General features: G+C 35.9%; 8 protein-coding genes. 6 read left to right on the forward strand and 2 right to left on the reverse strand.

Annotation, left to right across the window (positions count from 1 at the left end):
* The first annotated feature begins 196 nt into the window (after positions 1-196).
* Both purL and Q4503_RS11630 read left to right on the forward strand, forming a co-directional pair.
* A complete protein-coding gene (gene purL / locus Q4503_RS11625) occupies positions 197-4,162 on the forward strand; it encodes a phosphoribosylformylglycinamidine synthase (RefSeq protein ID WP_303602365.1) in 3,966 nt (1,321 codons plus the stop codon).
* 117 nt (positions 4,163-4,279) lie between these two features.
* Positions 4,280-5,161 carry a TatD family hydrolase gene (locus Q4503_RS11630; protein ID WP_303602362.1) on the forward strand — a complete coding sequence of 294 codons (882 nt, stop codon included), beginning with the start codon at positions 4,280-4,282 and terminating at the stop codon, positions 5,159-5,161.
* Here Q4503_RS11630 and Q4503_RS11635 read toward each other — a convergent pair.
* Entirely contained in the window at positions 5,158-5,811 is a 654-nt protein-coding gene (locus Q4503_RS11635; RefSeq protein ID WP_215971308.1) for an AhpA/YtjB family protein, read from the reverse strand. The two genes, Q4503_RS11630 and Q4503_RS11635, sit on opposite strands and share 4 nt — an antisense overlap.
* 47 nt (positions 5,812-5,858) lie before the next feature.
* Between Q4503_RS11635 and serB the strand changes: the two genes are divergently transcribed.
* Positions 5,859-6,878, forward strand: coding sequence for a phosphoserine phosphatase SerB (gene serB, locus Q4503_RS11640; RefSeq protein WP_303602363.1), 1,020 nt, complete (start codon positions 5,859-5,861; stop codon positions 6,876-6,878).
* A gap of 70 nt (positions 6,879-6,948) precedes the next feature.
* Here the strand turns inward: serB and Q4503_RS11645 are convergent, their stop codons facing one another.
* Positions 6,949-9,399 (reverse strand): PilZ domain-containing protein, encoded by a 2,451-nt coding sequence (locus Q4503_RS11645; protein ID WP_215971309.1) that lies wholly within the window; start codon positions 9,397-9,399, stop codon positions 6,949-6,951.
* A gap of 207 nt (positions 9,400-9,606) precedes the next feature.
* On the opposite strand from Q4503_RS11645, the gene radA reads away from it, so the two are divergent.
* The 3 genes from radA to raiA all read left to right on the forward strand — a co-directional run bounded on the left by radA (position 9,607) and on the right by raiA (position 13,958).
* The gene (gene radA, locus Q4503_RS11650; protein WP_215971310.1) at positions 9,607-10,977 is read left to right on the forward strand and encodes a DNA repair protein RadA; all 1,371 of its coding nucleotides are present in this window, start codon (positions 9,607-9,609) and stop codon (positions 10,975-10,977) included.
* Positions 10,978-11,151: 174 nt separating this feature from the next.
* Entirely contained in the window at positions 11,152-13,335 is a 2,184-nt protein-coding gene (locus tag Q4503_RS11655) for a S9 family peptidase (RefSeq protein WP_303602366.1), read from the forward strand.
* Between the two features lie 284 nt (positions 13,336-13,619).
* Positions 13,620-13,958 carry a ribosome-associated translation inhibitor RaiA gene (raiA, locus tag Q4503_RS11660; RefSeq protein WP_215971312.1) on the forward strand — a complete coding sequence of 113 codons (339 nt, stop codon included), beginning with the start codon at positions 13,620-13,622 and terminating at the stop codon, positions 13,956-13,958.
* Positions 13,959-14,286 lie beyond the last annotated feature (328 nt).

The raw sequence follows: 14,286 nt of genomic DNA on the forward strand, positions 1-14,286 counted from the left end.
ATTTCCTTGTTAGCCAAGCTCTTTTTTTAAAAGTTAAATTTTCATACAAACAGAAGCTTTTAACGCTTACTAAAAGTTGAGTTTTAAACTATAATACGCGCGAAATTTTCGCTTAGGCTAAGCTCGATAGTTAGTCTAATCAAAAAACCTATAAAAACTTGGTGATTACCCTATGACGATGCCTAAGACGACGTTAATTAAAAACCTTCGTGGCGCTCCTGCACTTTCGGAATTCAGAGTTAAAAAGTTATTAACTCAATGTGAAGAATTACAGCTACCGGTAAATGATATTTATGCTGAATTTGCTCATTTTGCTCAACTTAAAGAAGAATTAAGTTCAAACGATGAGAATGTATTACAGCAATTACTTACTTATGGTCCTACCATTGAAGAACATCAACCTAATGGTTTGTTTTTATTGGTGACTCCTCGTCCAGGCACTATCTCTCCTTGGTCATCTAAATCTACTGATATTGCACATAACTGTGGTCTTACTAACATCGTTCGTTTGGAGCGTGGTATTGCTTACTACGTATCAATAGAGGATGGTAAAACATTAACTTCAGCTCAAGAAGTACAATTAAATGCATTATTGCATGACCGCATGATGGAAAGTATTTTCAATGACTTTGAGCAAGCAAGCTTATTATTTGCTAGCAGCGAACCAGGCAAGCTTACAGCCATTGATATTGAAAACGGTGGTAAGGCAGCTTTAGTTAACGCTAACGTTGAATTAGGCTTAGCACTTGCTGAAGATGAAGTTAATTATTTATTTGAAAACTTCACTAAATTAGGCCGCAACCCGCACGATATTGAACTATATATGTTTGCGCAAGCAAACTCAGAACATTGTCGCCATAAAATATTTAACGCTGATTGGACTATTGATGGCGTTAAGCAAGAGAAATCATTATTTAAAATGATTCGTAATACACACGAACTAAACAGCGATTACGTGCTTAGTGCTTATAGTGATAATGCTGCTGTAATGGTTGGTAATAAAGGTGGACGTTTCTTCCCTAATGCTGAAACAAATGTTTACGGTTATCACCAGGAAGATATTCAGGTATTGATGAAGGTTGAAACCCATAACCACCCTACTGCTATTTCACCTTATCCAGGTGCAGCAACAGGTAGTGGTGGTGAAATTCGTGATGAAGGGGCAACAGGTGTAGGCTCTAAACCTAAAGCAGGTTTAGTTGGTTTTTCTGTATCTAATTTACGTATTCCTGAGTTTGTCCAACCTTGGGAAACCGATTTTGGCAAACCAAGCCGTATTGTTAATGCATTCGACATTATGATGGAAGGTCCATTGGGTGGCGCAGCATTTAACAATGAATTTGGTCGTCCTGCTATTTTAGGTTACTTCCGTACTTACGAAGAAGAAGTTAATTCATTCAACGGCGTTGAAGTACGTGGTTACCATAAGCCTATTATGCTTGCTGGTGGTTTAGGTAATATTCGTGATGAGCACGTACAAAAGCGTGAAATCGTTGTAGGTGCAAACTTGATCGCTTTAGGTGGTCCGGCAATGAACATTGGTTTAGGTGGCGGTGCAGCATCATCAATGGCTTCAGGTCAATCCGCTGAAAATCTAGATTTTGCCTCTGTTCAACGTGAAAACCCTGAAATGGAACGTCGTTGTCAGGAAGTAATCGATAAGTGTTGGCAACTTGGTGAAAACAATCCAATCGCCTTCATTCATGATGTTGGCGCAGGTGGTTTATCTAATGCCTTTCCTGAATTAGTATCTGATGGCGGACGTGGTGGTGTATTTGAACTGCGTAATGTGCCAAATGATGAACGCAGCATGGCACCACATGAAATTTGGTGTAACGAATCTCAAGAGCGTTACGTTATTGCTGTTTCAGATAAAAATTTAGCAACGTTTAAAAAAATATGTGAACGTGAACGTGCACCATATGCAGTTGTTGGTCGTGCTACAGAAGAAGAACACTTAACGGTTACTGATTCACATTTCGCTGATGATGAACAACTAAATACACCAATTGATTTACCACTTGATGTTCTGTTAGGTAAAACACCTAAGATTATCAAAGATGTTAAGTCAGCAAAAGCCGTTGGAGATTGCCTAGATTTAAGTAAAGTTACATTAACTGATGCTGCAGATAGAATCTTAAGTCTTCCTACCGTTGCTGAAAAAACGTTTCTTATAACCATTGGTGATAGATCTGTAACCGGTATGGTTAATCGTGATCAAATGGTTGGTCCTTGGCAAGTTCCTGTTGCCGATTGTGGTGTTACCGCATCAGCGCTTGATTCTTACCACGGTGAAGCGATGTCGTTAGGCGAACGTACGCCGGTTGCCTTATTAAACTTTGGTGCTTCTGCTCGCTTAGCTGTAGCTGAATCACTAACCAATATTGCAGGTACTGATATCGCTGGCTCTGACGGTGATAGATTAAACCGTATCAAACTTTCTGCAAACTGGATGTCACCTGCCGGTCACCCTGGCGAAGATGCTGGTCTTTATGAAGCGGTTAAAGCCATTGGTGAGGAGTTATGCCCTGCGCTTGGCTTAACTATCCCTGTGGGCAAAGACTCAATGTCGATGAAGACTCAATGGGAAGATGATGGTGTACAAAAATCAGTAACATCTCCACTTTCACTTATTATTACAGCTTTTGGTGCTGTTGAAGATATACGTAAAACAGTCACTCCAGAGCTTCGCTCTGATAAAGGTGCAACACGTCTTATCGCTATTGACTTATCTCAAGGCAAAAAACGCTTGGGTGGTTCATGTTTAGCACAAGTTTACAAACAACTTGGTAGTGAAACACCAGATGTTGATAATCCAGAAATATTAAAAGGCTTCTTCAACGCGATGCAAACCTTAGTTCGCGCTGAAAAAGTCATTGCTTATCACGATATTTCAGATGGTGGCTTATTTACAACGATTAGTGAAATGGCATTTGCAGGCCATACTGGTGTTGATATTGATATCAGTAAGTTATCAAATGGTGCTAACGATGATTTAGCAACCTTATTCAATGAAGAGTTAGGTGGTGTAATTCAAGTACTTGACAGTGACATTGAAACAGTTAATTCTGTTTTAACTGAGCACGGTATTTTAGCTTGCAGTACTGTAGTAGGTACGCTTAATGACGAAGACATTATTCGCTTTAGCCGTGACGGTGAAGTAGTACTGGAGAATTCTCGTACTTATTACCGCACTACTTGGGCACAAACAACTTATAAAATGCAATCGCTGCGTGATAATCCTGAATGTGCTCAACAAGAACATGATGTTAAATTTGATACTGAAGATCCAGGCTTAAACACAAAGCTTACATTTGATATTAATGAAGATATTGTGGCCGATTTGATTGCTAAAGATGCTGCTAATTCTACTAATAGTGTGCTCACCAACCCACGCATTGCTATTTTACGTGAGCAAGGTGTTAACTCCCATGTAGAAATGGCGGCATCCTTTGATAGAGCCGGTTTTGTAGCTATTGATGTGCATATGTCAGACATATTATCTGGCAGAACTGATTTAGCCGATTTTAATGGTTTAGTTGCTTGCGGTGGTTTCTCATACGGTGACGTATTAGGTGCTGGTGAAGGTTGGGCAAAATCAATTCTATTTAATACCAATGCACGTGCTATGTTTAAGGCTTTCTTTGAACGTGAAGATACCTTTAGTTTAGGTGTGTGTAACGGTTGTCAGATGTTATCTAATTTAAAAGAAATCATCCCTGGCGCTGAGCACTGGCCTCATTTTGTGCAAAACAAATCTGAGCGCTTTGAAGCACGTTTCTCATTAGTTGAAATTCAAGAAAGTCCTTCTGTATTATTTAAAGGTATGGCAGGTTCTCGTATGCCAATCGCTGTTTCACACGGTGAAGGTCATGCTGAGTTTAAATCTGATGAAGCAATTGATGCTGCAAATAATTCAGGCACAGTATCAATGCGTTTTGTCAATAACTACGGTGATGTTACTGAAACTTACCCTGCTAACCCTAACGGCTCAGTAGACGGTATTACCTCATTAACAACGACTGATGGTCGTGTAACCATTATGATGCCTCATCCTGAACGTGTATTTAGAACGGTTGCTAATTCATGGCATCCTGATAGCTGGGGTGAAGATTCACCTTGGGTTCGCATGTTCCGCAATGCAAGAGCATTTATCGGCTAAGTAATAACGAGCCAGCAGTGCTAACCATGTTGTTAAAACAAAAGCGCTGCTGACTTACATACGATTTACTTAAAAAATTTCAACTAGAAGAAATAATTAACGAGCAGTCACCAACCATTGTTCGTTAGTTTTTTATCAAATAAAGAGGCGATGATGGAGTTTACCGATAGTCATTGCCATCTTGATTTCTCTGCCTTTGACGCTAACCTCTCTCAACTTCTACAGCAATGTGACACAAATAACATTCACCGTATTATTGTTCCTGCTGTTAAGCCAAGCCACTGGCAAAGAGTCATATCGTTAACAGAAAAAATCACACCAATAAATATAACATGCAGTTTAGGCTTTCATCCTTGGTTTGTTATACAACAAGATATTAACTTGCCAAAAAATTATGATGTTGCTTCACAGGAGCTTAAACTCAAGCAAGCGATCATCGATAACCATAGCTCTCATCAGAATAAAATTGTTGCGATTGGAGAGTGCGGTATTGATATTGGCAAAGCAAAAACAAGTACAAGGAATGAAGATGAATATAATAAAAACATTCAATTACAAGAAGCGTTTTTTGAAATGCAATTAGGCATTGCAAAAGAAAATAATTTACCCGTTATTATTCATCACTGCCAATCACACCCACTAATACTAGCGTTACTAAAACAATATAAACTGGCAAACGCAGGGGTTATACATGCATTTTCAGGAAGTTATCAACAAGCTAAAGACTATGTGAATTTAGGGTTTAAGCTAGGTATTGGCGGTACTATCACCTACCCTAGAGCTAAAAAAACAATTGATGCAGTAAAGCGTCTACCTTTATCCAGCTTATTATTAGAAACTGATGCTCCGTCTATGCCCCCTTTTGGAACTCAAGGCAGCAATAACTCTCCGCTAAATGTACTTGCAGTATTTCAGGCTTTATCAGTGATAAGAGACGAGCCAGCAACAATGATTGCTGCACAGATAGAGCATAATGTTGAAGAGTTATTCTTTAATTAGTAGGTTTTAGGTGCTCTATAGCCTTGTCTACTAAATCGATTTAAACCTCGTGTCAGGAGAAAACCGATAACGCCTGCGACAATAAGTAATAACCTGAACGATGTATGACTTTCATAGTTGTTATGCATTAACGCTGACGTTAAATAAGACTTTTCTATCGTCAGTCGTAAATAGCCCTGAAGCTCTGTATTTCTAATTTCTTTAATAACGGGAACATATAGTTTACTTTTATCAAGTGACGGCATCACTTCATCAATACCATAAAGATATTTAATCGTACTGCTAACTTCACCACTCGACTCGGACTTCAACAGTAACTGTCCAGTGTTATCATAAAAATGTACATGTTTAATATAATCAGCATCAGCAAGATTATTTACATAGGACTGTACTTGAGCATTACGTTCTATTTTGGAGATAGAATTACTATTATTCATTAAAATTACTGAAATGCCGGCAATAGCTTGCCCTAAAAGTTTATCGGCAACTTGTTCAAAATGCTGCTCAATAATTTGATTATTTTTTTCTGTATTATCCACTAAAAATACCAGCAGCAAGACTATAAGCAAAATAGCACTAACTAATTGCAGAATTTTATTATAAATTGACGATAGTTTAGGGTATAAAGGCTGTTCTAATTTATTCATCATAAAAATGCATGGTATCGAAATACATGCACCTATAATAGAGAGTTAACGTGTCTTTTTCTACTACTGTATCCTTTTCTACTGAAATATCATCATTATCGCTTGAAAATCACTTTGCACAGAGTGAAATTAAAAGTAAATTACCTCTTGATTTTACTTTAAATGATGAGCGCTTAGCATTAAATGAAGGTCATAATATTGACTCATCAAAACCTGAATTAGTGGTGTTTTCTGATTTAACATTACAAAATTTACTATTATTGCAAGGTAATGGCTATTTTACTATTGATAGCTTAATTGCAATAAACACCCGCAATAACCAGACAAGTTATCGTTTTAATGTGACTTGTACTGATTTCATTAAATCTCGCCAAGCCATTGCTGACTTTGCCTTAGCAAATAAAATAGAGGCGGCATTAATTCTAAATGCTCCAAAGCTTAATACACCAGGCTTATTAGTCATGGATATGGATTCAACCACCATTGAAATTGAATGTATTGATGAAATAGCGAAATTAGCGGGTGTTGGTGAAGAAGTATCTGCGGTAACAGAATTAGCTATGCAAGGTCAATTAGATTTCTCTCAAAGCTTACATCAACGTGTTGCAACATTAGCTAATGCACCTGAGAAAATTCTTGCCGATGTAGCAAAAAACATTCCATTAATGGCGGGATTAGAAACATTAATTAGCGAGCTTAAAAAACATAATTGGCGTATCGCAGTCGCATCTGGGGGCTTCACTTATTTTGCTGATCACCTTAAGGATATGTTAGCTCTTGATGCAACTTTTGCTAATGTATTAGAGATTGTTGACGGTAAACTCACCGGAAAAGTCTTAGGTAGTGTTGTCGATGCGCAAGTAAAGGCAGATTCATTAAATTTATTAGCAGATAAATATCAAATTCCTCATGCTCAAACCGTTGCTATGGGTGATGGCGCTAATGATCTTGTGATGATGGCTGCTGCTAACTTAGGCGTTGCATTTCACGCTAAACCCATTGTATTAGCACAAGCTGATAGTAGCATTAACCAACAAGGGTTAGATTGTTTATTACATTGGTTAGCCTAACTAGACGGCTCTATTATAAATAATAGAGCCGATAACTGCACTCTACAGTCATTAAAATTCGAGGTATTAACTATAATCGATGGCTGTACAAAACTTCATGCGTAATATCGATACATTGAATAGATGCAACAACACTCAAAATATCTTGCTCTATTTGTTTACTACGGTGTATAGCATAAGTGCTAATATAGCTAAGCTCAGCGTTTAAATATTCTAAATTAGGTGTGTTAGTACGTGATATTTTTAATTGAAAACTGAAGAAACTGCCTTTTTGGGTTGCTTGCTTGATAAAGTTTTTCCTCAACGCTGACGTATTCAACTCTCGCTCAAACTTTATACTCACCCCTTTATCAATTTGATCAACATTATTAGCAATAGAAATATAAAGAACATCAGTAATAGGCTCAGCATTTATTACCAGCTTCTTCAGGCAAGAATCAAGAAAGTTATCCTTATATAGCTTGGTTAATATAGGATAGAAATTGTAATAGCCTTTTCTATCACTAAGTATACGTAATCGCTCTAAAAAATCATTATCCTGATTATTGGTAACCAGCACTTCTACTTTGTAACGGCTACCACTTGTTTGTACAATTAATGTAGGAACTTCAATGCATTGAGAATAGTGTGTACGCAGTGATTCAGCTAAACCCGGCAACAATGAACTTCCTTCATCAGTGGTTAGCTTCTCTTTATTTTTCTCAATTAATAATTTAAAAAATGTGCGACCTACATGCTGGTGTGATCTAATATAAACTTTGCAATTAAGCACTGTTTTTTTCTGATTAACTTTTATAACCTCATAAGGTAATTTTTTCAATTCATGGGATGAAGTTATCTTTTGTAGGCTTGGAAATGTCATGCTAATAACATCACCAGCACGAACCCCTACACCTTCACTTAGTACCAACTTAACACCTGAAACAGAGAAGTCGATAGAGTTCGCTTGCCATTCTTGTTTATTATTTTCCAATATAACCGGCGTTTTATAAATAAACCTAGGCTCTTGTCGCAAATTCTTATAGCTGATGCCTAACTGCTGAACAACCAATTTATTTTTTAAACGCTTATGTCCAAACTTTTTCAATTTATTTACATCTATTCCTTTATTTGAAAAACCTTGATACTCAACAATAGAGGTTTGATGCGTAATATCACTAGCAACAACACCAAAGGACAATGAATCAATACAATTAATCACTTCTTTTGAAGGGGGTGGGTTTATATATTGTTCATCTGGATCTTGGCTATTTGATAAAATAAAAGGAGAGTGTATCGTTGACTTATCAATAGTAAAGTAAGTTAATTTGGTCACTGAAAAAGAAGCTCTTTTAGCTGCAAAAGTAAAAAACTCAGGGAAAAAGTCATTTTCTTGAGATAATTGCTCTTCATCTACAGTATAAAAATAGTCTTTACCTTGATGTTGATGAATAAAGCTGTAAACCAACAGCGACTTACCTTGCTTATATCTTTTTAACAAACGAGGCAAGCGCGCTTCATTAACGAGTGAATGTAAATTAGAGTGGTGCTCTTCATCTTGCCAGTATTGAAAGGTAGGTTGATTATTGTTTGTTGTTAATACATAACGAGGAATAATTTGATTGCCGTTTAGTTGAAAATATATAGGTAACTCATTAATTTTGGGTAAAACATATTGTTCAAAGCTTCTAGATTGTAATGCCGCAATAGTATTTTCTAAATTAATTTTATATCTACGTTTATTAACTTGAATATAATCAAGTAAAAAGGTTTTAAAGTCATCATTTTCAAAATCATCTATACGTTGGCAACCAACAAGTTGGGTATTTTCATCACTGTAAATATTTTTTATTTGATATTCTAAACTGTCTCCGCGAGAAAATTGAAAGTCACTTTCAATATCTTTGAAAACGATTGTAATTTTTTGGTCTATATAAAGAGGTAACTTACTATTCAATCGAAACTTTAATCCTGTCACGCTGATATCAATACTATTCACTGACTTTTTCTGATTATCGTCCAACGCTATTGCAAAAGGCACAACAAAATTCATTCGTTCTTCCATTCGATTATATCGTTGACTACAAGGAACGTACTTAACAGGGTATTGAAGTTTCTCGATTGTTTTTTTAGGAAGTTCTACCTGTGCTTCTTTTGATTTTAGCTGATCTATATGCTGTTGTTCTTTCTGATAAATAACACGGAAATTATTTTCTGTATTTTTTACTGCTTCATAAACGCCGAAAGTATAACCTTGATATTTATCTACATTTTCTTGAAATACATTAATAGCAATGTCATCTAAAAAGTGGCTTTGCCCACAATATTGAAATAACTTACAATCTCCGTTAACTAAACCACGTAAATCAATAGACCGAGTACAAGTGCTCGCTAAGCGTTTCAATTCCATTTTTAATAAGAATTTTTCCGTCTTAGTCATCTGTTTAGTCTGTTGAGTAAACTTGATATCAAAACTTGGCTTATTTACTTCACCGCGAAAGTTATGAATTATCTTTTGGTATTTTGAAAAGTCTTTGCTCATAGAATAATATTATGTTTACTCTTATTGTTTAATAAAGAATTTCTTGAATAAAGTATAATGCAAGCTCAAATAGCATTATAATTTGAACGACTTAAATTCAGCTATAGTATTTAATACATCATCTTGCAGCTCTCTGCAACAATACAGATATAGCAATAACTAAGCAATTTTTGTGCCTATAACTAATAAACAACAAAGAGGGAATGTATGGCTAAAGCTAAAGCCGCCTATGTCTGCACAGATTGTGGCTCTGAATATTCTCGATGGCTAGGTCAATGTAATGACTGTAAAGCTTGGAATACTATTTCAGAATTTAGACAAGCAAAACTACCTGCTCGTGGTGGAAACTTTGCTGGGTTTGCAGGTGCTGCGCACAATGAACAAGCAAAAGTCCAAACTCTTGACGCTATTGATTTGACAGATCTACCTCGATTTTCATCTGGCTTTGCTGAATTTGATCGCGTTCTTGGTGGCGGTATTGTACCTGGAAGCGCTATTTTGATTGGTGGGGAACCGGGCGCAGGGAAAAGTACTTTATTACTACAAACTATGTGTACTTTAGCGTCTAATATGCCGGCTTTGTATATCACAGGTGAAGAGTCATTACAGCAAGTTGCAATGCGTGCTAAACGCTTAAGTTTACCTACAGATAAATTACAGATGCTTTCAGAAACAAGCGTTGAAAATATTTGTCAAATTGCCATAAAAGAGCAACCTAAGATTATTGTAATTGACTCTATTCAAGTAATGCACATGAGTGAAATACAATCTGCACCTGGTAGTGTTTCACAAGTCAGAGAAAGCGCCGCTTATTTGACACGTTTTGCTAAACAATACCATGTTGCTATATTATTAGTTGGCCATGTTACTAAAGACGGCTCTCTAGCTGGCCCTAAAGTACTAGAACATTGTATTGATTGCTCGATTATGCTGGAAGGTAGTACTGATTCTCGCTATAGAACACTTCGTGGTAATAAAAACCGTTTTGGTGCTGTTAATGAATTAGGTGTATTTGCCATGACCGGCGAAGGGTTAAAAGAAGTTAAAAACCCTTCTGCTATTTTTCTTAGTCGCACCGAAGAACAAACGGCCGGCAGTGTTGTGATGGTGTTATGGGAAGGAACTCGTCCTTTATTGGTAGAAATTCAAGCCTTGGTTGATCATTCTGCTTTAGGAAACCCACGCCGTGTTGCCGTTGGTGCAGATCAAAATAGATTATCAATGTTACTGGCTATTTTACACCGTCATGGTGGTCTTCAGCTTAACGATCAAGATGTGTTCGTCAATGTTGTTGGCGGTATAAAAGTGACAGAAACCAGTATCGATTTAGCGTTAATTCTTGCATTAGTTTCTAGCTTTAAAGATAACGCCCTACCACAAGACTTAGTCATTTTTGGTGAAGTAGGTTTATCTGGAGAAATACGGCCGGTACCAAGCGGTCAAGAACGCATAAATGAAGCAGCAAAACATGGCTTTAAACGAGCCATAGTTCCTTTTAATAATATGCCTAAACAAGCGATAAAAGGTATGGAAGTCATTGGTGTCAAAAAATTAAGCGAAGCATTAGAGGTGATATAAATGATAGTAAATCACCTTTTCTTATAACATTTACAAATATAAATTGGTTTATACATGAACAAAAAATTAGTCAGCTCTTTCTTTACTTCTTGTACTCTGCTTACATCAGTACTTATTTTTTCAAATACAGTACATTCAGCAGAACAAGACACTACTCAAGTAGATAAAACAACAATGCCATTAACTATTGAACGTATTTATAGCTCTCCAGATTTAAATGGACAAACACCTAAGTCGTTAAAGTTTTCCCCAGACGGCTCACGAGTGACCTATTTACAAGGGAAAAGTGACGATTTAAATCGTTATGATTTATGGGAATACAATCTTAAAAGCAAAAAAAATAACTTACTTGTCGACTCTCAGGTGTTATTTACTGGTCCGGAAATATTATCTGATGAAGAAAAAGCCCGTCGTGAACGTCAACGGGTTTATGGCTTTGGTATTATAGAATATACCTTTTCAAATGATGGTAATGCGCTATTATTTCCACTTAATGGTGATATTTACTACTACCATTTAGCAAGCAAAACAGCGAAACGCCTAACCCAAACAGACGCATTTGAAACAGATGTAAAATTCTCTCCAAAAGGTAACTACGCATCCTTCATTCGTGATCAAAACGTATTCATACTAAACATTAATACCGGTAAAGAAACACAATTAACCAAAGATGGTAAAGGTACAATAAAAAATGGCATGAGTGAGTTTGTTGCTCAAGAAGAAATGGATCGAATGACTGGTTATTGGTGGTCTCCAGATGAAAAGCACATTGCTTTTTTACGTGTAGATGAAACACCAGTACAAACGGTAATACGCAATGAAATATACGCAGAAGAAATCAAGTTAATTGAACAACGCTACCCTGCCACTGGCACCAATAATGTCACAATACAATTAGCGGTAACCGATATAAAAGGGAAAAAAATTCGTTTTGTTAAATTAGATGAAGCCGAGGGTGGTACATCGAAAGGAAATAAAAATGATATTTATATTCCACGTGTAAAATGGCTACCTGACAGCAAAGTTTTATCTTATCAATGGCAGAGTCGTGATCAAAAAACCTTAAAGTTAAAAACCTATAACCTAAAAACACGTGATCAAAAAACATTAATTACAGAACATTCAGATCATTGGATAAACCTACATAATGACCTTAAATTTTTAAATGATAATAAATCGTTTATTTGGGCTTCAGAACGAGATGGTTTTAAACATTTATATCACTTTACTAATGAAGGAGAGTTAATAAATCAACTAACTAAAGGAAACTGGGTAGTAGATGAAATTAACCAAATTGATGAAACTAATGGGCTGATTTATTTTACTGGTCGTGCAGACACTCCACTTGAACGTCACTTATACAGCGTACCATTACATGGGAACTCTCCTGAGCATGTCGCGCGCTTAAGTCAACGTAATGGTTTCCATAACATCAGTTTTAGTAAAGATAACGCAAGTTATATCGATAGTTTCTCTAACATATATACACCTACCCAAGTGAGTTTACATGACGCTAATGGCAAGCACATAACTTGGCTAGCGGAAAACAAAATAGATGCTACGCATCCTAGTAACCCATATTATGATGATTTAATTCAACCTAATTTTGGCACACTCACTAGCGACGATGGTACAGCAACACTCTATTATAAATTATATACACCTAATGATATGGCTCCAGGTAAAAAATATCCTGTTATTGTTAATGTTTACGGTGGTCCTCACGTCCAGAAAGTTAAAAACGCATGGGAAGGAGCAGACTTTACTCAATACATGTTACAACAAGGCTATATTGTCTTCCAACTAGATAATAGAGGCTCTAATTTTCGAGGTACTGCTTTTGAATTTCCTATTTATGAAAAATTGGGGCAAGTAGAAATACAAGATCAAATAACAGGTGTTAAATACTTACATGAATTACCTTTTGTCGATAAAGAGCGCATTGGTATTTATGGCCATTCATATGGTGGGTATATGGCATTAATGGCTCTTTTCAAAGCCGGTGATTACTTCAAAGCCGGTGTTAGTGGCGCGCCAGTAACTGACTGGTTATTATATGACACTCACTACACTGAACGTTATTTAAACCATCCAAGTGTTAATAACGAGGGTTATGATAAATCGAGTGTTTTCCCTTACGCTCCTGAATTAAAAAATCCATTATTGATTTATCATGGGATGGCTGATGATAATGTGTTGTTTACCAATACCACAAAATTGATTAAGACATTACAAGACGAAAATAAACAATTTGAACTAATGACATACCCTGGTAGCAAACACAGCATGAAAGGTAAAAAAGTAAAAGTTCATTTGAATAATACTATTATGAATTTCTTTGATAGGCACTTTAAATAGCTTCTATTTAAAATTACGTAACATTATTTTCATTTTATAAAACGGCAAGTACTTAAGTTACTTGCCGTTTTTTTTACTCTCTATTTTTTGCGTTTTCAACGCATAATACCAAGCATTTTTCATGCCTTAAATGTAATCAAAAGTGTGATAAAAGATGTATAATTTTTAGTTACATTTAATTGCATTTATCTACCATATTACTATTGCATTTTTATGACGAGAGGAGGATTATGAAGATGTAAAGAATGATTAGTTTACGATTAAGATGACCAAGAGGTAAGATTATGAATATTAAAATTTCTGGACACCATGTTGAAATTACAGAAGGTATTAAGCAATCTATCGAGAATAAATTCGCGAAAATCTCTAAGCATTATCCGTCAATCATGACATTAGAATCAACCATTACTGTTGAGCCGCATCAACAAAAACTTGAAGTAACCACTTTGTATGAAGGTGAGCAAGTTACCGTAAATGCATCAGATAAACAGTTGTATGCTGCAATTGCTAAAGTAGCGAAGAAACTCGAAGTTTCACTGGCTCGTCGCAAAGGTGTATTATCGGCCAAATTCAATAAAAAGTTTGTTGTACCACAAACAGACCTATATCAGGCATCAACCTAAAATATTTTAAAATTAACCTTATAACGTTAATAAGTACTACGAGTAAATAATTAGTTTTAAACTCAAATATTTATTTAATGTACAAGTTAGTTAAACTATTCCTATTATTTTAATTAATTATTAACAAGTAAACCTACATAAAAAGCTGTACTCTGATCAACAGAGTACAGCTTTCTTGTTTTGACTGATTAAAAATATTTTAAATCACATTCAGGTTAACTAATACCAGTTTCATTAATTAAGTGAACAAGTTTATACGTAGAAAAAATTGCCAAATACAAGGCATTTATTTCAATAACTAGTTGTTCTAATTATTAAATAAATAACG

Origin of the sequence: Colwellia sp. 6_MG-2023, from assembly GCF_030547765.1 — a bacterium.
In the GTDB taxonomy this organism is placed as follows: Bacteria; Pseudomonadota; Gammaproteobacteria; order Enterobacterales; family Alteromonadaceae; genus Colwellia.